Genomic DNA, 21,764 nt, shown 5'->3' with positions numbered 1-21,764 from the left:
ACACTTTGTAATAAGCTAAAAGCAATCAAACTGGCGTATATTATTTTTCTGAAATTATTGTTGGCCAAAGGATTAAAAAACAATTTGGATTTAAGCTTATATCAATATAAGTCTTATATAATTAATTGTTAAAAAGCTAAATCAGAGTTGATTTTTTAGTTCTTCACAATATATTATATAAAATTTCTTAACACATTATAAGTGAATGACTTTTTTCCAAGATTCCGATGACACTCTATAGTATTTATTAAAGCAAAGAGTCTAATAAATAAGATTTAACAAGAATAGTTTTATAAAATTATTAGTTAAGGAGTGCAAATAAGTATGGCTTCTAAGTCTAAGGTATCAGCCATGTACATTGTGAGAAATGAAGAGGAGTTTCTCCCATATTCAATTCGTTCAATTTATGATGCTGTAGACGAAATCATCGTTGTAGACAATGCATCAACGGATCGAACAGTAGAAATTGCTCAGTCCTTTGATAAAACAAAATTAATCTATTGTGAGGAGCGAGGGGATTTTGCCAAATTGAGAAATTTGGCTTTAGAGGCTGCTACAGGAGAATGGCTGTTGAAAATTGATGCAGATGAAGTTTTCTACCCTGATCTAATCACGGCCATGCCAAAGCTCATTTCTAATAAAAAAATTGACGTTTATACATGTTGGTTTTATCATTTGATGGGCGACTTTTGGCATATGCAGAATACGTGTGACTATGATGTAAGATACTACCGACCGTTTTTATTTCGAAACCATTCTGGTTTGCGTTGGGAACAAAAAGTTCATGAAATGTTGAAAGGAGTAGGACCTAATAGTGTTGACTCCCGCTTACACTACGTTCATTATGGGTACACGAAAAAACCAGCCTTAATCAAAGAAAAATTTGAATATTATGCAACTATTGAAGGGCTTCCAGATACTGTTTCACATATACCAGCAGAACGAATACTGGAGGGAAGACAAGTTGTACCATTCAACAAATTGCACCCTCCGGTCATTAAGGATTATGTCAATAGCATAAGAAGATGAAATGCGGTTAATATTATTTAAGGACTGGAATACGAAAAAATCTTTTAAGATTCATTCGTGGAATTTGAATTATTATAAATGGTCTAAAACCTAAAGGATAATCCTTACCTATTATTGAATAGCGTCCCCCTGCTAAATTCAGGGGGAATCTAATTTTAAAGAGTGGTCTATTCATTTGTGCTTTTGGAGCTGTAAAAGTATATTTATAAAAATTTCTTAAACACATTAGCTTATGTATGGAGGTTTTTAAAATAAATATATTTTTTCTTAATTAGGCTATGAAGGCATTCGATAAAGGTGGTATCATAACAGTTATTGCATAAGCTGATATTGACTTGAGAATGATGCTTTTGTAAAATATTTTAATATTCATTTAACGAATATTGGCTTGTACATAAGAATGATAGACGACTCTTTTGTGTGGCTTTTAGGAAGCTTGCACCAAGCATAATAGCTACTTTTAACAATGTATAACCTGGCACATCTTCATAAGATGAAACTCATTTTGGCGCCAGAAACCGGAAAATGAATGGGAAAGGTTACTCCTGTTCTCCGCTGAAGATACCATGTGCTTTTTTAGATGGCTTATTTCTCCTCCAATTCTTGGTGCGGCTTGCGCAACTAGAGGACTTTTTAGTTTTCAGGCTTTTTGTATCCAGATCTTAAAAATCGTTTCCATGCTTTCTGAGAGTATTATAGGAGAGATTTAATTCTCTCGATACTTAGGCAACGGGTTTGTCCTCCTTAACCATAATTTTGTAATCTTGATCAAATGTTAGTTTATTCATTTGGGTACTTAGAATCACAAAGTTAAGCTTTATTATAATTTCCCCGCTCTCAGTGTCCATTATTTAAACCAATGTCAAGGGTCCGAGTGTTATGAGTATATTAGGATACTCTTTCTTTTGTTAATATCAGAAAGTAGATCGATAAGAAAAGATAATTATGGTAGTGTTGTACTATCTTTATTAAAGGGAGCACTAGAATAATCGTTATGGAATAACATGTAGGTATTGGACAGAATCTCCATATGGAAAAAGACAAAGTATTTAGAATAAAATAGACCATTTTTTACTAGTAATCGATTGTATGTGTAATCAAGTATGATATAGAATTCAATATTACCACACTACCATATTTGTAAAACTTCTAAACTTTACAAATTAGAAAAACAACCTTTGACTAAAAATCTAATTTCTCCTTCTAGGCAGTATGTTTTATAGTAATATATTTTCAACATTCGAGTAGCTGTAAATATTTTTTTGCAATGTTTTTCCACTGATTTTCATTTACATAATCCACTTGTTTTTGATTGATTGGTAGTTGATCTATAGAGTGAAGGAGTTCTATTAATTCTGTTTCAGACTTTACCTTTAACACAACATTGTCAGGTATTTCCTTAAACCAACCTACATCATTGACGATTACTGGTCTTAATGTTGATAATGCTAATGTTACGGCTGATGAATGAACTTTAGCCTCTATTTCTGGATACCATAGCACAATCGCATCAGAGGCAGCTAGCTGGGTTAACAGTTGGTCCTGTGACAACCATTTGTGAATTTTAATAAGATGCTCACCATTTATCTGGCAACTATGGGTGGAATCGATTACTAAAAATTGATAGCCTAGCTTTGCTGCAGTATTGGAAATCAAATGATAATTTGTTCTTCCTAAACCTAACGTAGATATAATGGTCCCTTTATAACCAAATTGTTTTTTTAACTGTTCTTTTTCTTCAAGAATAGGAGCAGGTATACCAAATGGAAGATGGTGAGTCCCCGCAACTTTATAATGAGATACAGTATGCTTAACAAGCTCATATGGGAATAATGGTCCAATACAAGAGTCGTGAAAAGTAACAATGACTTGTATTCCTTTATGTTTGCAATATTCAAAAATCCTCCGTAAATTTTTATCATTAAAAATTCCATTTTGGTACTGGACAATAATTAATTCAATTTTTCTTCGTTCTAGCTCTTCAAACATTAATGAAAAATCGAAATCTCCTGTATAACACCAGGCACCTGCGCTAAAACATCGAATAACATATGAGGGATCTTGATTTGCTTCCTTAATGATGACTCCTTTCTGTTCGGGTCTTATAGTATCTATTCTATTACCAAATATGGTGACAGAGTGTCCCAACTTTTTTAGAGCATGAAACAGGAACATATTGTACTCAGCAATTCCACATTTTAATCCGTAGGAACTAAATAAACCAATATTCATAACCCCACCTTACTTTCCATGTTCATCTTTAATAACATATTTATGTTTACATTAACAAGACGATACAGAATATTTTCAACTAATTTATAACTTGGACTTTTATCACACACCTTATTATCACTTGTAGCATATTTTTATATGAAGAATTTGTTTGAGAAAGAGAAGGTTAGGGATTTATACCGTTAATAAAAGTTTCCATAATGACTTCATTAGTAACTCCCTCTTATAAGTCCGAAAAATTAATAAAAAATGCTCCAAACATTGAAATAAATCTTTTTTTCAGTGATTTTTATACAACTAACACCTGATGGATAGGATAATTTTTACAGAAGTTCCGACAGAATTATAAATTAATACATGTACAGAAAATAGATTGAATTTAAAATTAATCGTTAAATGTATTTGTTTTGTAAATAAGTGATTGTTTGCACCTATATATTTTTTGACAATTACATTCTGCGAAAAACTTTTTTTGGAGGTATTAAATGAGTAGAATAAATCAGGATACTTTTTTTGGAATTTTTGGAAATGGACACTTTCGTTATGTTTACGGGATGATGGGACCAAACGATCTAGAGCCAATATTAGCGTTCTCAAGAACCTTCTATCCAAAAGTTGTAGTTGAAATAGGAATTTCTCACGGTGGTACAGCAAAATGCATCTTAGAGAATAGTCCTTGGATTGAAAGATATATAGGCATAGATGTAGTTCCTAACTACAAAACTTCGTTATCTATCCAACAAGCAGAAGTACCTGAGATAGCAGGAGCAGCTGTGAAAAATGATCCTAGAGTAGAACTTATAATAAAACCTAATGGTTCAAGGGATTTAAACGCTACTGAGCTCCCTATAGCAGATTTAATATTGATTGATGGGGACCATTCTTCAGAAGGAGTATTGAACGATACTCATTTAGCACGAAAAATTATACGTAAAGGCGGGATTATTTGTTGGCATGACTATGGAAATTCAGCTGTGCCAGGTGTAAAAGAAGTAATTGATAATTTAAATATAAAAGAAGGTAATCATATTTGTCACATTGAAAACAGCTTAATATGTTTTCAGATTTGTAGAGAGGGACGGTAGTTCAAATTTAAAGTCTCTGGTTACACCGAAAATGGAGTATACCAACTTCAGAAACTAAAGGGGACAAAAGAATATATTTTGATTAAATTTGGGATCTATATGGATAACGAGTCTCCTCTTCAAATTAGAAATAAAATTTATTATAGACTATCTATATTTTAAAAAGGAAGGGTATAAATGATTGGATTGATACTAACTACCTATAATCAGTTGGAAGACACAAAACAAGCAATAGAGAGTCTTGAACAAACAACGCAAATTCCTTATAGCCTTGTAATTGTAGATAATGCTTCTAATGATGAAACCGTATCTTACATTCGTAAAAAAGGGTATCCAATTATTGGAAATGAACAACAAATATGCTTATCTGCAGCATTGAATCAAGGTTTAAGATATTTTCTTTCTAACCCAGCCATGCAATATATTGGTTGGATTCATAATGACATGAGATTTTATTCGAATTGGTTGGAACGATTAATTAATCTTCTAAAAACTAATTATAAAATTGGGAAACTAGCCCCTACTAGTCTTAATCAATTTGGACCCGATGATTCAGTATTTGCAGAACAATTTATGGAACAGAACAAAAACTTACTCCATCCGGGAAATGCGTGTCCTTGGATTATTCCTAGAATAGTTATTGAAAAAGTAGGTTTATTTGATGAACGATTTATCAAATGCGGAGGTTACGAAGATTGGGATTATAATAATCGGATTCTTGAGCAAGGCTATGATGTCATGATAACAAAAGAAAGTGCTGTCTGGCATCCATCCATGGGAACAAGAAAAAATCACGATGAGTTGGAATCAGCACGTAAGAATGCTCATGTTTATTTTCAGAAATGGGGTACTTATAATGCTAAAGTTTAAAGGTGCTAGAACTTTATAGGGTAGATGAACATGTCCAGATTATGCTTTAGGTATTTATGAAATTTCTTTAACTTGTCTAATAACTAATGTCAAGAAAAAAATTGAATAGCCCATAACATTATTATCTAAAGGTGAGTTTGCATTCTTATGAAATAATGTAAATATCTCGCATAGGGGCCACCTTCATGAAATATCTTCTAGGGTCAACGATATATGCTATATCATTACGTTTACGGTAATGGCTAGAGAAGAAAGGACTCACAATGGAACGATTGAGCAATTCTACAAATAAAATATATGTTCTAATAGTTAATTAAAAAGGAGTAACAATCTTACCTAATGCACTGTACTGCAACTTTTAATTCAACTTAGATAAAATTTTCTACTGGTTGCGTCCATTCAAAAGGATAAATTTTGAATGTATTTGAGACAAAAAATGTTACCTCTTTCTCTTTACGAACGACTTTGAAGGAACTTTTAATATGATAAAGCACGATTCAAATTGTTTAAATAGATACTAGAAAAGGGTATCCTATTGAGACCCAAACAAGGGGAGATAATATGAATATTATAAATAGAGAAATTTTCTTTAAAATTTTTGGAAGTGGTGCAATTAAGGGTGAGCGATCTATTTATACTGGTTCAGATGTTGAACCATTAATAGCCTTTTCACGAACTTTTCATCCTAAAACAGTTATTGAAATAGGTATTCAACGCGGAGCTACAGCAAAGTGTCTTCTTGATAATAGTCCATGGATTGAAAAATATATAGGTATAGACGTAACACCAGATTATAACACTCCATTATCTATTCAACAACAAGAAGTACCCCAAATAGCTGGAGAATGTGTCAAGGATGATTCTCGAGTTGAACTAATTATAAAACCCAATGGTTCGAGGGATTTAACTTCAGCCGATTTAACCGCAGCAGATTTAATATTTATTGATGGTGACCATTCTTTAAATGGTGTTTTGTTAGATACCCAGTTAGCGCGACAAGTAATACGAAAAGGGGGTATTATTTGTTGGCACGATTACGGAAATGAACTTGTACCCAGCGTGTCAGAAGCAATTGATAGCTTGAATGAAAAAGAAAATGATCAAATTTGTTTAATAGAAAATGGCTATTTATGTTTTCAATTTTGTAGGGAAGGTCGATAATATCTATATTTTCACAATATTATTCAGTTTGTGTTAACTATATAAGTTGAATTAAAGGATTACGTTAACTCTCCGCCAAGGTATAATAATGATACTGATGAACGAACGGAGAGGAAATCAATGACTCATTCACGACAACATGAACTGGAAACCCTGCTTGCAGCCATGAAAACAACCAAAGATAAACGAATGTATGAACGTTATCAAGCCGTCTATTTCTATTTACAAGGTTATTCTAAAAAAGAAATCACGACCATGATCGGACGTTCTAAAAAAACCATCTACAATTATGTGAATGCGTACGAAGAAAAAGGGTTAGAGGGCTTAATCATGGGACAATCACCCGGTGCCCCTCGTAAATTAACATCCGAACAAGAACGAGAATTAGCTCAAGTCATTACTACTCAACTTCCTGTTGATGTTGGCTTTGCAGCTAAACATAATTGGACGCTAAAAATCATCGCAGCATTGATTAAAAGAGAATGGAATCAAACCTATACTCTTCGTGGTGTTTCTCGACTTTTACACGATTTAGGTCTTAATTATATGAAACCCACCTATACACTGGCAAAGGCAGATCCAATGAAACAAAAAGAGTTTGTCGAGGAGACGTTCCCTGCTTATAAAAAAACTCTTAAATGAGAAGATTGATCATCTTCTTTTTCAAGATGAGTCCATGATTCGAGACACCAAGCCCTTCAGTATCATGGTTTTTAAAAGAGAAACAGCGAATCATTCCTACTTACGGAAAACACCAAGGTGTCAAACTGATTGGCACACTCAACTACGAAACGGGAGAGGTGTTTTGTGTAGAAGAAAAACGGTACGATGCCGAAGCATTTCTCCGTTTTCTTCAAAAGGTTCTAGAGCGCTATCCAACTGGAAAAATTGTCATGATTCTGGATAATGCATTCATCATGCGAAACTGATTGAACCTTTTTTACGTGAAAACCAACATCATTTAGAATTAGTGTTTTTACCTCCTTACAGTCCTGAACTAAATCTAATTGAAGGACTGTGGAAATGGCTCAAAATAGATATCATTCATAATGTATTTTATTCTTCTGTCAAAGAGATTCGAAGAAATGTGCAAGCTTTTATTCGCGAGCTGGACGACACGCCTGAAAAAGTCATTGAACGTTTGTGTATCCGATTGTAAAAGATAAATTCAACTTATATATCCTAATTCCTTTTTGTGCTTTTTAGAGGAGCAGTGAGATGCCGCCTAAAGCCGTTTTTTGATATCCCTTTTTATAGCAAAATCCCATTTAGTTTAAATTTTAGATTTTAATAAGTCAATACGTTGAAGGGAGAGGATATAAATTGGATTATAAATAACTCCAAAACTATTTTCTTAACACCTCCTGTGTATTTTTACAATCTGTACGGGCACATCCTTTCTTGACTACATTGTGAGAACTTAACCAAGATGTACACATAAAAGCTATACTAATTCTAAAGTCTAATGAGTTATTACACTAGAACTCTAAAAAGTTTAAATAAGCGCTGGAAATAATCGGTGCCTGGTATATTAGAAGGATTAATTAAACAATATATAACAAAGTGGTGGGAGAGTTATGTTAAAAAAAATTATTTCTTCGCAAGCAATAGATTCTATTTTATCAGCCTATGGAGGTGTAAAGGATAGGCCTTTAAATGTTTTACAGTATAATAAAAAATTACTGGTAAGCTCAGAGTCGGGAGGCCAGCAAAATACCATAGATGGATTATATGAAGTGGATATAAGAAAAGAGACTGCTAAACTAGTACGTCTAGGGGACTTTGGGGGAATAAAAAAATATAAAGACGGTTATGTAGTCTTGGATCGAAGTAAAAATCAGTTATTATTCTTAGACTCCCATTTGAATAAATCCCTAGAATTCCCTATCGATGCAAACTTTAATAATGATCTCCATGGAGTGGATATATCTAATGACGGGCTTATATATATCGTATCTACTATTAACAATACAGTTATTATTTTGAATAAGGATACAATGAAAAAAGAAGGTGAACTAGTTTTCTCTGATCAAAACATTGTAGATAATCATCATATAAATGATATTTGTATTACAGATGACAGCATATTTTTGTCCATGTTTTCATTTTCCGGAGGTTGGCGAGGTAAAAATTATGAATTATGGGATGGAGGAATTATTAGGTTTGATCGCAAAAGCTTGGAGCCGATGGAAATTATCATACAAAATTTAAAAGCTCCTCATAGTGTTCTCATTTCTAATCAAGATTTGTACTATTGTGATTCTTTAAATCTGAATGTATCGAAGGTAAACCTGCATTCAAAAGTAAGTACTTTAGTTGCACAATTTTATGGATTTACTCGAGGTTTATTTCTGGATAATAACATACTAATCGTTGGTCAAAGCCGCATGAGACACTTACAGAGGACAAATGATAAATTTAGTAATATTTCTATGGATACTGGCATCCATATTTACGATCTTGATTTAAAGGTAAGCAAATTTATTAAATTGCCTGTTGAGAATGTGTATTCTGTTGTACCAATGGACTAAGTATCTAGTCTATTTTCAAAGTAAATTAACGTTTATCTTTTAAATTGATAATTTGTAAATTTTCACACCCAAATCCACCTATAAGGTGTGTGTCAAAAAAAGATGTCCGTAAAATGAAATATTTAATCAATTTTTTAAAAGGTAATAAAACATTGAGTATTTAAAAACCAAAATTAAATCAAATGGTGGTAAATTGAATCAGCTTCAATTAACAGGAGATAGACGTGAACAGTATCTTGAAAAGGCAAAAACAGTCCCCTCCCTTACTATTTCAAAATGGAGAATTTATTACATTGAATTATATGGCAATGACTAATATTTTTAACTTTTATACATGTCTCTGGTTAAATGGTAAGATTTTTGACTCGTTCGTGCGAAATGCTTTTCTTCGCACGCTTTCAGCCAAAGTCTGAAAGGGACGGATGAAACAGGAACTGCCGGGAAAATTCATTTTATCGGCAGTTCCTGTTTCATCCATTGATTCAAAAATCAATACAATTGAAAGGGCTTAAACATAAAGTCGAAATTTCAAATCAATTTTATATAGTCTCAAACGGTGCTCTTATGAGAGAACCATCATTCGATACATATCAATTATGAACAAGAAGAAAAGTTTCTCTTGCAGCTTTTGGTGACCTGTGCATTAAATTTATAAAAACTTCAAAAGGAAACGTCATGGCGTTCTATTTTGAAAGGATTTTTCGCGCTCCACTGTTTCTTTAATCTCATTTATCACACTCATCTTCCATTTATGAAAAAACTTCTTTTTGCTTTATTGTATTATCTTCATTTGTAATGCTTCATTTATCTTAAAGCCACTGCTTCCATAGTACCGTATAAAAACGCTATTTTCTATCCATAGTTTTTTTCGTAAATTTGACCTCTAATACTGAAGTCTGTATCTTCGAAATGCCTGGGGGAAGAGCATCCAGGATGTGTATCTCCTAACAAATACCTCACATTTTTAATTCATTCTTCATAAGCTGAAAACAGGGTTAAAATTTTTTCAAGTGTATTGTTATTCTTTGTTAAATTGATCTTAATAAGTAAGAACCTAGAAAGGTGCGACTTTAATGAAAAATATATTCACAAATATCTACAGGAAAAACATATGGGGAAGTGCTGAGTCGGTGTCAGGTCCGGGCTCATCCATTTCACAAACCAGGTTACTGATTCAGGAGTTACCAAAATTAATAAAACACCTTGAGATAAAAGCACTTGTAGATGCACCTTGTGGAGATCTTAATTGGATGAAGGAAATATACCAAGAAATAGAATTATATATTGGTCTTGATATTGTTCAGGAAATAATTGAAAGAAATAAAAAAGAATATTCAGCTGGTAACACAAAGTTTTTTCATTTGGACATTACAAAAGATCACTTACCTACAGGTGACTTGATTCTTTGTCGAGATTGTCTTGTGCACTTATCTTTTTCAGATATTCGTTTAGCATTAAATAATTTTAAAGAAAGCCAATCCAAGTATTTATTAACAACGACATTCACTAACCAAATACGTAATACTAATGTAAGGACGGGCGGTTGGCGTCCTCTTAATTTAGAAATTGAGCCATTCAATTTTCCAAAACCCATCTTGGTGATCAATGAGAATTGTACAGAAGGAAAGAGGACATATATGGATAAATCATTAGCTTTATGGGATTTAGATACAATTAATTATTAAAAATGTTTAAGAATCTATTCTTTCAGCAAAAACAAAGCCGCTGTCTGACTTTCATTCCCTTTATAATGACTTGCACTTAAACAATAATCCACCATTTCAATATTACCCTTCAGTGTATGATTTCCATAGTGATAGATAAAAATGTCATTTAATGTACCATTCCGGCTACAGAATCTATTAGTTAAATAAAATGATAGTTTTAAGAAGCCTTCTCAAGTTCTTACCCTCCATCCAAATAGATAGAGGGTCTTTTGATTTTAAAAATCTATATTAAACTTTTTAAAATACCAATCATCATTATATTTTCGTTTCTGAAAATAGGCTTCTCTTTGCATTTGAACACCGTCTTGAAGCACCAGTTTCTCAATATCACTTGCTTTTCGACGTCTAATCAGCTTTCTGCATTTTTGTATACGGGCAGCGTTAAAATGTGAAAAGGCCATTCTTAAAAGATTATAATAATAGTCATCATAGGGAATTTTATAAGGATGAGATTTTCTAAATAGGTGTAATATTTTTACATTGGGCTGAACATGACAATCATAACCAAAAAGCCATAGCTTGATGGAAAGCTCTACATCTTCATGTCCCCACGTTTTAAAACCGGTCTCGAATCCGCCAACATCTTCGAAAACGGTTCTTTTAATGGCAAAGCATCCTCCGGGTAACACAGCTGTTTCAAATAGCTCGTTTTGTTCAGGATTCCATTGGATCCTAAGGTTTGGCATTAAGGTTTGGCCGAACCCCACATTTTCAGAGTCCCCTATCGCTCCAATAGCAGGTGTTACGGCATCTGTTTTTCCGGAAAGCAACGGTTGCAATAAATGATCAATCCACCAATCCTCGAACTCTAAATGGGCATCACAAAAAATGAGGTAATCTCCTGATGCGTTCTCAGCTCCTACATTTCTTGCGTTTGCAGCACCGACTCCGATTGTATGGATAAGTTTGACTCGTTTCTTTTGAGGATACGTTTGAAGAAAATCACAGCAATTGTCGGCTGATTTGTCGTTTACCACGATTGCTTCAAATGGATAGGCGGTTTTTACGGAAAATAATGAATCAAGGGTGGTTCTTACATTTCCCCCTTCATTTTTAACGGGGAAGATAATCGAAATAATGGGCTTAGCCGTCATGAAAAATGTCACTCCTTTTCAGTGGATTCTCCTAATATTTATATGATGGTTACCGAAAAGAGAACCGAATGAAATAAAGGAACCTTCAATCAATGAAGATTTTACCCTGTACGTTAGGGAATTAATAAATGTTAATTCAAACATTGCAACTCTTGGACTGGTTTTCGAAAGAGTGACGCTTGCCTGCAGCCTAAAAAAGTTCCTTATCCGTTTTTATAAAAGAGGAAAGTGGTTGCCCAGCCATTGGTTCAATACCATGATTACAATATTTAAGATGAAAAAATAATTATAATTATATTTAACATCAAAACTTATTTTTTGATATATAATGGATATGTAAAAAAATACATATTTATACATCAGGAGGCAAATCGTATCATGGAGGAAATTAACCTTCTTCATTTCATGAGCAAACTTTTGGATGAATACCAGATCTTATACGGCAAGATGGACTTCACTTTTAAGAAAACAGATCATACATTTACCATCACGGATGTAAGTCCTACTATAGTTGAATTGGTAAAGCTAACAAAATCCAATATAGTCGGAAAAAGTTTAGATCAACTTGTGAGTAATGCAGAAATAAAAAAGAAATTAAACCAGCTTTTTGAAAAAGCCTGGTGTGGGGAAGAATCTTTTTGTTATTGCATCCCTCCTAAAAACAAAGAAATTTTTTTATTAATCATTCTAAAACCTGTAATGAAAGAAGGGGAGAGGGCGATAGGGGAAGGCGGATGCTTTCCTTTAAGCCAAGAAGAGTTTCAAAAACACAACATAGCCGACTTTGAGAGGTGTATCTCGCTAAATGGTTTTAATGATTAATTTTAGTTCATTTATTTATCCATGTAAATGATGAAGTGGAACGGATTATACATAAGCTGGAACGGGAAAAATTGTTCATAGACTAAATAATAAGTTGCATCCATATATATGAATGCAACTCGAAGGTTTAATAGTTGATACCGGTTTTGATGCTGGTTAGTGCTTATCTGGTCCACACTGTGACTGAATTATAAGGACTCTCATGTAACAAAACGGACACAATGGATTATCATGCGTTAAACCCGTTTAGTTATTATACATTTGGTTACACTCCTAGTACAATCAGACAGCTTATACGCATTAAAAAGTAAGGAGTTGTTTAACATTACTGATGAATTTGAAGGGAGGGGAGTAGGGTGAGAATTTATGTTTATAAAGTGAATAGGAAATTTATGAGTCAATAATAAAGCTAAAACTCGATCAACAAACGTTTTTTCTTCCAATATAAACCAAAAGTCCCTTGAATAGTTACATAAAATGAACTACAATTCAGATTGTATGAAAATATAAAATGTCTGTCTGGCGGTAGAAATCAATAATTAATCTTTGTCTTTTAGTTCATTAGTTGCCTTGCGAAGCTTACGGATAATTTCAATGACAAGCTCCAGCTCTGGTTCTGAAATTTTTTTGCCATCGAGTAATAAATCATACTTTTTATTAAGTTCCTTAGAAGAAAGGTCGAGGTTTTTTACAAAACTGATTTCTTCGGGAGTATGGTTATTCCCATTAAAAAAATGGCTCACATTCACATTGTAAACATCAGCAATTTTCTGCAGTAATGATAAGGAAGGCTCGTATAATCCTCTTTCTATTTTTGACAAGTTACTGTAATCGTAATTAATCTTCTTTGCCAATTCCTTCAATGTATCTCCATTTTTCTTTCTAATTTCTTTGATTTTAAAATATTTCATCTACAGCCCCCTTCTCTACATTAATTTTTCCCTGTAAATTTTATTTTAATCGTAAAAGTAGGAATTTTCGCTTTTAATTATGCAATTGGTAAAATGAGAAAAAATCTTCACGATGGTAAAATTAATTGGTATGGTATACCAGTTAATGACATATATAATAACAAGACCGAATGTTTAGATTTTCAATGAAAATATGATTCTACATCGGAAGTTTGAATGGTTTGAATTTTATCTAAAGAAAGAGAATATGAATTTTTGGACACGATCCATAATACTGGAAAACAAGCAGCATTTGGCTGCTGCCAATCCTGCTTTTTCCATTCACCAGATTCATAGTATTTTACATAACGCCCTATTTTTTCCATCATTACTTTAGAGGAGTAAATTGATTTTTGTATTTCTACAAAAAAGGGTTGGTTTTTCCATATCATAAAGATGTCCGGCTGCATAAATTCTGACCCATATCTCGGTTCCACCAAAAAAACACTTGGTTTTTCATGTTTGCATATATCTATATAAAAGTCTGCTATAGCTAAATAATGTCTAATTTTTTGAGAGCTCGTTTTTATTAATGATGGATTAGGAAAATAGACATATGGAGTATATTCTATGTTCGCCGTTATATACCCTTCACGTCTTAATCTCTTCAACACATAATTAGCTGAGGTGATGGGATTTTTAAGTTTTTGAAAAAATAATGATGCGACCTGATCTCGAGAAAGACAACGAAACAGAGTCAATGTTTTTATTATACTCTTATCTCTCGGTGTAAGCATATAGACATCCCCTTTTGAAAAACCGTTATATTCAAAACAGCTCTAAAGATGCTTTTGCACAGGTGTTTAAACAACGGAAACAAAAGTAAGATCTGCTTTTGCAACTTTTATCCCTCATTAATGAATGGGCAGTAAGACCCTCACTTCAAAACTTGGCGTAATCGTGGAAGTTTAAGTAGGGATAACTACCCGTAAAAGCCTGAATAAAAGAACACAGACTAACACCGCCGCGTCCTGCGGCAACATCTGTGTGACCCGCATCGTGCGGGCCTAACTAACCATTGGTGGAGGAGGAAGGAAGCCCCCACTGATGGAAGTTTCCTTTATAATTACATATGTTTCAAAGAATTGGGATATACATATTAATCTAAACTTTGTCTTGTCACCTGTTAAACGAGAAGGTTTTGGCATAAAAAACTTTTGAAAATATAGATTTGCATTGGTTATATAAGCAAAAAAGAATAGTTGGTAAATAAAACCAATTAATTGCATATATATTAAATATAAGATCTTAATCCTTTTCTTGTTGTAGTCTCCTAAAAAATAATTCGTTGAAGTTACGGGATGTTTAACTGATGGAAAAACAAAAATATAATCTGAATTCCATAAGACATCGAGGAGGATACTAATGAAAAAAAATTATTATCGTGTTTATCTGTACTTTACTGAGGGTCATCGTATAGAAATTCAAGTCCAAGCTAACAGCTCTTCAGAGATTGCTGCCTTTCTAATCAAAAAAAAGGGAGAACACCAAAGTTTTCTAACATATAATGTAAGTTCAGACAGACATCTTGTAAAAAGAATAGTAGATCTTAATAAAGTTTTATATTTTGACATTAAGAAAGCCTACGAGTTTGAATATAATTCTGATGATAAAAAAAGGCGTTTTCACCCTTTACCTCTAGATAACGAGATATTAATTAAAAAATAGGGCCTTTGTTTGAAAACCCGTTTATATTCAAAATGGATTTTCAAATGCTTTAACACAGGTGTTTAAATAACGAGAACAAAAGTAATGCCTGCTTTTGTAATTATATATGTATGTTTTAAAGGCTTGGGCTATACATAGCAATCTAAACTCAATGCTGCCTGAAGGCTGTCGAGAAACCTCGATAGCTTTTTTTATTTTTATTGAAGTAAAGGGGGTTCGTAAACGACAATGAATTTCTTTTGATTAGAGGGAGACTTAATGGACTTTAATGTTTTATATAACTTGTGTTTAACTGTTGCATTGAGTTAGCCGCCTGTTTTTATCTCGGAAAGAAAACGAAGTATAAGCTTTGCAGAATGTCTTGCCTGCCAAGGAAATGTAAAAATAATATAACTGCAAATCCAACCTGTATAGTAATACAGGTGGATTTGCGATTATATTGAATGTATTAGTGTCTTTCATTTTAGTTCTGGGGTTCAGAATAGACAGGAGATTGTCGGAAAAGTGTATTTAAATGCAGACGATACCTCTTTTTTATTGTCACCCCACCAATTGTATGAATAAGGAAGTTACCTTCTTTCCCTTCATTTCGAAGCATTTGACTACTGGAGTTTTACTTGCAAGCGAAACAATAAGATGCCCGACCTCGGGATAGTTATTGTAGGCAATATCCCCAGCAGACGGATAGGCTTTACCTGTCGGATGGGAATGATAAATACCAATCAAACATTCATCCCTTTTGTCGATGAGCTCAAATACACGGCGGATTTGTTCCAAGTCCATAGAGAAAGAAACAGGACTTCGGTTTATGTTTTCCATTGGCCAAACGGTTTTGGCTATTCCATTTTTTCCAGAGAGGAGTCCGCAGGCTTCAAGAGGGAATTCCCTCTTGCAATGGCCGATCATCTTTTGCCAAGTACTTTCAGATATTAAAAAAGTGCGAAATCGTGAGCTGGGATTAGCTCTTTTTCCCGCAGCATCCTTTTGTTCGTACTGGCTGTGACTGTGCAATGGGACGAAGTGGAGTACTTTTTTGCTGTTGAAGGGAAGGGCCTTTTAACAATTTATTTTTAGTATTCATTCCTAATTTGTTTCTAACTTTTCTAAAAAGCTTACCAGAAGCCATTTTATCATCTCTCCCTTATGCAGATATATCACATGTATATGATTTCTTGTAGGATATGGTAACGTTATTGGGTAAAAATGGGCCCCTCAAATAAAAAAGATGAATAAATAAACCTTTATTACTGTTTAAATGGGTTGATGGGGGACAGGTTGCCTTCTTGAGGAGTACGGTGATAGCGGAAAACTGGATGATCCACTTCCTTTTTTTCATTGATGGTAACTTTGTTGTTAATCTGCTCTAGAGTGGCCTTATAATTTCGTTCTTTTTTCTTTGAGCGCTTTATTTCTTCTTTTAGTTGATTAGATTCCTGTGTAAGTTTTGCAATCAATTTCTGATCAGCTTGAATTTTTGCATCTTTGTCTTCTAGATTCTGCTTAAGTTGAGTAGTTTCTTTTTGCTCTTCCGTCAAATACTCTAATTCCTTTTTTATTTGATTTAATTCTTTTTGAAGAGTTGCAATCAATTTTTGTTCGGCTTGAATTTTTGTATCCTTGTCTTCTAAATTCTGTTTAAGTTGAGCTGCTTCTTTTTGCTCTTCCTTCAAAGACCCTATTTCTTTTTTTAATTGTTCCGCTTCTTTTGTGAGATTTGTAATTAACTCTTGATCACCTTGAATTTTTGCATTTTTTTGCTCAAGATCCTGCATAAGCTTTGCTATTATCTTTTGTTCCTCGTTCAATTTGTTTTTCAACTCTTCTTTCAATGTATCTTTCATATCTTCCATTTCTCGCATAAACTCTACCATTTTTTCCCTATATTTCAACTCTTCTTCTTTTCTGATATTGTCTAAGTATCTTTTAAACATGTCGAATCTCCTTTTTAAAATGATTAAATAATAGGTGCCTTTATCGGCTTATATTTTTCCTTCTTTTTCCTTGGCTCTAAGCTTTATAATATCCTGCTTGATTTGATTGAAAATCTCCTCGTATTGCCTCTCGATCTTTCTTGAGTTATCTAATTCGGCCTGCAGATGATTCAAATTGGTATACAATTGTTCCCAATTCTTCCGATATTTTATTTCTTCATGATGATAGTGATCTATCTTTTTATCCAATTGTTCCATGGCCAGCACATATTTCTTCTCATAATCTTTCATTTGGGCGGTTCGCTGTTCCAACTGCTGGCGAAAATACTTTCCAGTTTTTTTGAGAGACTCTTTAAATTTTCCCTTAAGATCCACTAAATCTGTTTCATATTTTTTTTGGATTTCTTTATGGCTCTCAATACTATCTTCCAGTTGTTGGATGGTAAGACTGGTTTGCTGCTCTTTTTCTAAAGAGAATCGGACCGTCTTCTCGAGTTTCTGGATGGTGAGCCCGTCTTGCTGCTCTTTTTCCGAAGAGAGTTGGATCTTGTTCTCCAGCTCTTGGATGGTAAGTCGAGCTTGCTGCTCTTTTTCTAAAGAGTGCTGGATCTTGTTCTCTAGCTCTTGGATGGTAAGCTGAGCTTTCCGTTCTTTTTCCAAAGAATGTTGGATTTTCTCCTCCAACTCTTGGGTAGTAAGACTGGCTTGTTGCTCTTTTTCCAAAGAGTACTGGATTTTCTCCTCCAGTTGTTGGATTGTAAGCTTGTGTTGTTGTTCTTTTTCCAAGGAGTACTGGATTTTGTCCTTCAACTCTAGGATGGTAAGAGCGCCTTGCTGCTCTTTTTCCAAAGAGAGTTGAATTTTCTCCTCTAACTCTTGGATAGTAAGACTGACTTGCTGTTCTTTTTCCGAGGAGTACTGGATTTTGTTCTCCAGCTCTTGGATGGTGAGTCCGTTTTGCTGTTCTTTTTCTAAGAACTGCTGGATTTTCTCCTTAAGGAGTTCGTTTCTCTCTAGAAGTTGTAATTCTTTGTTTTGGTAATTTACTATCTTTTCATGCTGCCTCTCCAGTTCCTTTTGTATCCTCATTTGTCTTTCTTGAAGTGTATTGATTTTTTCATTCTTTTGCTCTAGAGCACTAATGTATACTATTTCATTTTGTCGATAATGCAAGATTGCTTGTTCCAGGGATCTGATTCTTTCCATAGCAGCCTTCTCTATAGTGGGTCTGTTTTTACTGATATTCATCATTGATCCCCCACCTCTTGATATTATCCTCGCTTTTATCCACCTCTTTTATAGACATATGTCATGATTTAGGAAGTGTGCATAACAAATAGGAAAATTTCTCTTCCGCTTTCTTTACTTTACCAACGACTGACACGTTTCTTAGAGTGAAATCATAAACTGAACATATGCCCATTTTAGAAAAACTAAACACAAAAGGGGGAAAAGAAATGGATGTGAAAATTGAGTTTGCAGGCCAAGAAAAAGGGACGATACCATATGCGTCATTACCCGTTTTTCGCCTCCTATTCAATGAATGCGGATTTCAAGTCCGCTGGGATGAGGAAAACCGGAAAATCCACTTATATCCCGGATTATCCGGTAAAATCATTTTCATTGCTCAGAATGATAATTCCTATCCCCATGCATTCAGAAAAGGCAAGCTCGAATGGGAAATGTTAGAGCATATCCAACATTTGCTCGCAGGCAGTGGAGCAGAAGTCGTTTTACAGAAAAATTCTGCAGCAATAGGGCAGGGGGATTTGCGTTTAAAGTTGTCCGTTTTAGAAATCCCATCTATAAAAAAACCTGTCATGGATGTGTCCCATGATTTAAAAGCAAACAATCAAAAATGGTTAACACTGCTCCAAGATGAATGCAGGAAAGCAGGGATCCAATTTAGTTCCAATGTGGATGTCTCTGAAATCTCACCTCATTTGACGGTACAATTCAAATACCCACAAAAGGGTGATTCTGTATTTTGGAGCAAGTTTAAGGAAAACTCCGCCATTATGCTTGTAATGGGGATACTGGCCCGCTTACAGGGGAACCATCCCTTATCAGTGCTATCTTACCTTCCTTTTGAACACCTTCCTATTTGGGGGAAGGACTTAACAAAGGCCCAGCAGACTAGCGCAACACCAGCCCAGACAACAAAGAGTGTCCCAAAGAACCGGGAATCTGCTGTGAAAATGCTGAGGGAAGAAAAACTAAGAAAAGAAAAGCAACGAGAAGAGAAAACAAAAGAAGAAAAGCGAACAGAAGCGGAGATTTTTTTCGATTATCAAGTCCTTTTGGATAAAAATAACAGCGAGAAGGTTATGGTATTAGGGAATTTGCATATTAAAAATACAGGGACAGAAGTTTTGCGTAATCCTTCCATTTGCTTACGTTTAACGCCGGCAGAGAGCATTAAAATCTCAGGGCAGATTCTGCCGCCGAATGTGGCAAATGTCCGAGGGGTAATGAATGATGAAGGAGTAAAAGGATGGAAGTATATGAATGATGAGTGGCTTGACGAAGCTCAAGAAAAGGGAGAGACCTGGATTTGTCCTATACAGCAGCTAAATATTCCCCCACGGCAGATAGAGTCTTTCCAAAATTTCCAAATAAGTATACTTAAGCCTGAAGAACATAAAAATATGAAAATTGAAGCATTCGTCTTCTTCAGGGAGCAGGGACTGGAATGCGCAGCAAACAACCAGATTGCCCTTTCCTTTTAAAGAAGACGAGGTACCCCTTAAAATGGACGCTAAAGGAACCCATTTAGCCAGCGTTATTTTAAGGGGAGAAGTTATGTAAACGAATAGATGATAAACCGTAAAGTTGGAAAAGGGGAATATACTTCCTGCAAATTTGAACTCATTATAGACATGCTTGTATGTAGCTAACTGCTCCTGTTGTCTTGATGCCTTACTGTATGTTTATCCTATAAAACCATCGATTCCAGGCATAATAAAAAAAACCGGGCGAAGCTTTCTTCTCCGGTTTTTTGAATTTATTTTTCTATTTGAAAGCATTTTTTTATGGAGCAGGAGTAGTAGGGATGTCAGGGAAACGATCGCAATCTCCGGCTTCCACTTCTAAACCAGGGTTAGCTGCTTCTGTGAGAGCAATAGTAACAGACATAGTTGGACTTGTGATCATTAGCATTGCTGTATCGGAAGCGACACCACCGACGTCAGCATCTCTTAAGCTTAGAGAGAAGCTAGCATTTTCCGGTGCCCCGCCAGCCGGTGTGATAACACCAAGACCTGTAACATCTAATCCATTTACAACTGCTGCTCCACCTACAGTAATAGTGCTACATGTTGGCTCTTCAAATTGAGTAGCTGTAAATGTAAAGCTTTGATCACCTGGTGCATCAGGAGTAGGAGTAGGTAAAGGAGTCGCGCCTGTATCATCATAGTCCACTTCTAAGCGGCTGTTTTCAGGATTACATGAATCACAGATGAAAGCAAGGAGATCGAGTTGTCCTGCTGTAATACCACCAAAACCATCTTCGACTACAGAAATCGTAGCTTCACCACTGAAGTCAGCTGCAGCCTGGCATTCGCAGTTCACTGGAGGGAAGAACGTCGGACATTGTGGCGGGAATGTAGGGAACGGACAATCAAACGGCGGTTGCTCGATTGGAATAGGCTGGCGCGGTCCGCAGAACTTAGCTTGGACTTCGAGTATGACGTCTGCTGTGACTCGAATTTCTTTACACATTACGACTTCAAGAAGAAGCATATTCCCTAACATTTGAGCATCTAATACATCGCAATTTACTTGATTAATTATAGGCACGATTCTAGTCCCTTCTGGGGCACAGAGAATAACTTCATCCAGAAAGCTAACCGGTATGTCAAAGCCACAGAGTATAGTAGGTTCTACGGTACAGGTGAATTCAACGCGTACAGTGGCAAAGAAGGCGACAGTAACAATTACGCCGCCTGGTACGCTAGGAGCCGGCCGTCTTTCATCCGAGATAGTAAAATCGGTATCTACAATTGAACAAGTAGCTCTGACAATTCCTCCTCTAGCGCGGCAGGCTTCAATTTCCGCAAAGCAGGCTGCCGGAATAGGGACTTTGTTACGATCGCGGTTAGTAAGGATAACCCAGTCGTAAACCTTGGTAACGTCAATACATTCAGGCCCAATGAGATTTGGCACTAGTTGTTGGCCCTGAATCGGTTTGATGTTCTTTTTCATTTAAACATCTTTCCTTTCCAATTATATTTTGATGTCGATATATCATATGGAACGGCTTGTAGGTCGGTGCGTTCTTCCAAAAAAATAGGCTCGTAATAATCAATGCAAAAACATCTGAAACGCTAACCCATCCCGTGTCTATAGAACGTTTTATGTAAAATAACGTTTTCTGTCATTACCTGAGAAGTTTAAAGTAGGCCTTGATCAAGACTGCAGGGGACTGATTTGGAACAAAGAGTTATGTTAAGATAGAAGAGGATGAATGGATTGTAGCGGCTGTGTACAGCACAATTGGAGCACCGGTTCGGGGAGATAAACATCAAATGCTAGGCTAGGCAGTAATTATATTTGAATAAAGAGGCATTTAGAAAAAAGGAGTCCATGTTGACACATATACCTATCCGTCAACACGGACTCCTTTTTACTTACAAGATTGCGTCGTATTGAAAAACGCCGGTTCT

At 35.0% G+C, this 21,764-nt stretch carries 17 protein-coding genes and 1 pseudogene; 10 read left to right on the top strand and 8 right to left on the bottom strand.

Going from position 1 to position 21,764, the window contains the following annotated elements; translation table 11 throughout:
• Positions 1 to 324: 324 nt before the first annotated feature.
• On the top strand, positions 325 to 1,029 hold the full coding sequence (locus BK575_RS17745) for a glycosyltransferase family 2 protein (RefSeq protein ID WP_078412215.1): 705 nt from the start codon (positions 325 to 327) through the stop codon (positions 1,027 to 1,029).
• A 1,233-nt stretch (positions 1,030 to 2,262) separates the two neighbouring features.
• Here the strand turns inward: BK575_RS17745 and BK575_RS17740 are convergent.
• On the bottom strand, positions 2,263 to 3,261 hold the full coding sequence (locus BK575_RS17740) for a glycosyltransferase family protein (protein WP_078412213.1): 999 nt from the start codon (positions 3,259 to 3,261) through the stop codon (positions 2,263 to 2,265).
• Positions 3,262 to 3,746: 485 nt separating this feature from the next.
• Between BK575_RS17740 and BK575_RS17735 the strand changes: the two genes are divergently transcribed.
• The 6 genes and pseudogenes from BK575_RS17735 to BK575_RS17705 all read left to right on the top strand — a co-directional run bounded on the left by BK575_RS17735 (position 3,747) and on the right by BK575_RS17705 (position 10,593).
• Positions 3,747 to 4,346 carry a class I SAM-dependent methyltransferase gene (locus BK575_RS17735; RefSeq protein WP_078412211.1) on the top strand — a complete coding sequence of 200 codons (600 nt, stop codon included), beginning with the start codon at positions 3,747 to 3,749 and terminating at the stop codon, positions 4,344 to 4,346.
• Positions 4,347 to 4,523: 177 nt separating this feature from the next.
• Positions 4,524 to 5,216, top strand: a complete 693-nt coding sequence (locus BK575_RS17730; protein WP_078412209.1) for a glycosyltransferase family 2 protein — start codon at positions 4,524 to 4,526, stop codon at positions 5,214 to 5,216.
• A 561-nt stretch (positions 5,217 to 5,777) separates the two neighbouring features.
• The gene (locus tag BK575_RS17725; protein WP_078412207.1) at positions 5,778 to 6,377 is read left to right on the top strand and encodes a class I SAM-dependent methyltransferase; all 600 of its coding nucleotides are present in this window, start codon (positions 5,778 to 5,780) and stop codon (positions 6,375 to 6,377) included.
• Positions 6,378 to 6,497: 120 nt separating this feature from the next.
• A pseudogene (locus BK575_RS17720) lies at positions 6,498 to 7,536 on the top strand (IS630 family transposase).
• A gap of 418 nt (positions 7,537 to 7,954) precedes the next feature.
• On the top strand, positions 7,955 to 8,908 hold the full coding sequence (locus tag BK575_RS17715) for a DUF4915 domain-containing protein (protein ID WP_078412205.1): 954 nt from the start codon (positions 7,955 to 7,957) through the stop codon (positions 8,906 to 8,908).
• A gap of 1,073 nt (positions 8,909 to 9,981) precedes the next feature.
• On the top strand, positions 9,982 to 10,593 hold the full coding sequence (locus BK575_RS17705; protein ID WP_078412201.1) for a class I SAM-dependent methyltransferase: 612 nt from the start codon (positions 9,982 to 9,984) through the stop codon (positions 10,591 to 10,593).
• Positions 10,594 to 10,850: 257 nt separating this feature from the next.
• Here BK575_RS17705 and BK575_RS17700 read toward each other — a convergent pair whose 3' ends face one another.
• On the bottom strand, positions 10,851 to 11,729 hold the full coding sequence (locus BK575_RS17700) for a glycosyltransferase family 2 protein (protein ID WP_078412199.1): 879 nt from the start codon (positions 11,727 to 11,729) through the stop codon (positions 10,851 to 10,853).
• A gap of 378 nt (positions 11,730 to 12,107) precedes the next feature.
• On the opposite strand from BK575_RS17700, the gene BK575_RS17695 reads away from it, so the two are divergent.
• The gene (locus tag BK575_RS17695; protein WP_078412197.1) at positions 12,108 to 12,551 is read left to right on the top strand and encodes a PAS domain-containing protein; all 444 of its coding nucleotides are present in this window, start codon (positions 12,108 to 12,110) and stop codon (positions 12,549 to 12,551) included.
• Positions 12,552 to 13,090: 539 nt separating this feature from the next.
• On the opposite strand, the gene BK575_RS17690 is transcribed toward BK575_RS17695, so the two are convergent.
• Entirely contained in the window at positions 13,091 to 13,462 is a 372-nt protein-coding gene (locus BK575_RS17690) for a helix-turn-helix domain-containing protein (protein WP_078412195.1), read from the bottom strand.
• 182 nt (positions 13,463 to 13,644) lie between these two features.
• Complete coding sequence (locus BK575_RS17685; RefSeq protein ID WP_078412193.1) at positions 13,645 to 14,238, bottom strand: replication-relaxation family protein; 594 nt, start codon at positions 14,236 to 14,238, stop codon at positions 13,645 to 13,647.
• A 628-nt stretch (positions 14,239 to 14,866) separates the two neighbouring features.
• On the opposite strand from BK575_RS17685, the gene BK575_RS17680 reads away from it, so the two are divergent.
• A complete protein-coding gene (locus tag BK575_RS17680) occupies positions 14,867 to 15,169 on the top strand; it encodes a hypothetical protein (RefSeq protein WP_078412191.1) in 303 nt (100 codons plus the stop codon).
• 540 nt (positions 15,170 to 15,709) lie between these two features.
• On the opposite strand, the gene BK575_RS17675 is transcribed toward BK575_RS17680, so the two are convergent.
• From BK575_RS17675 to BK575_RS17665, 3 genes are all read right to left on the bottom strand, one after another.
• Positions 15,710 to 16,180, bottom strand: coding sequence for a M67 family metallopeptidase (locus tag BK575_RS17675; RefSeq protein ID WP_268877744.1), 471 nt, complete (start codon positions 16,178 to 16,180; stop codon positions 15,710 to 15,712).
• Between the two features lie 233 nt (positions 16,181 to 16,413).
• Positions 16,414 to 17,100: a hypothetical protein gene (locus BK575_RS17670; protein ID WP_078412189.1), complete on the bottom strand. Its 687-nt coding sequence runs from the start codon at positions 17,098 to 17,100 to the stop codon at positions 16,414 to 16,416.
• Between the two features lie 48 nt (positions 17,101 to 17,148).
• Positions 17,149 to 18,351 carry a coiled-coil domain-containing protein gene (locus tag BK575_RS17665; RefSeq protein ID WP_078412175.1) on the bottom strand — a complete coding sequence of 401 codons (1,203 nt, stop codon included), beginning with the start codon at positions 18,349 to 18,351 and terminating at the stop codon, positions 17,149 to 17,151.
• A gap of 206 nt (positions 18,352 to 18,557) precedes the next feature.
• Between BK575_RS17665 and BK575_RS17660 the strand changes: the two genes are divergently transcribed.
• Complete coding sequence (locus BK575_RS17660) at positions 18,558 to 19,829, top strand: peptide chain release factor family protein (protein ID WP_078412173.1); 1,272 nt, start codon at positions 18,558 to 18,560, stop codon at positions 19,827 to 19,829.
• A gap of 301 nt (positions 19,830 to 20,130) precedes the next feature.
• Here the strand turns inward: BK575_RS17660 and BK575_RS17655 are convergent, their stop codons facing one another.
• The gene (locus tag BK575_RS17655; RefSeq protein ID WP_078412171.1) at positions 20,131 to 21,303 is read right to left on the bottom strand and encodes a BMQ_0737 family morphogenetic spore coat protein; all 1,173 of its coding nucleotides are present in this window, start codon (positions 21,301 to 21,303) and stop codon (positions 20,131 to 20,133) included.
• Between the last annotated feature and the right edge of the window lie 461 nt (positions 21,304 to 21,764).

This window comes from Priestia abyssalis, from assembly GCF_002019595.1.
GTDB classification, from domain to species: Bacteria; Bacillota; Bacilli; order Bacillales; family Bacillaceae_H; genus Bacillus_BA; species Bacillus_BA abyssalis.
The sequence above is the reverse complement of the archived record's forward strand: the minus strand, read 5'-3'. Positions and strand labels throughout refer to the sequence as shown.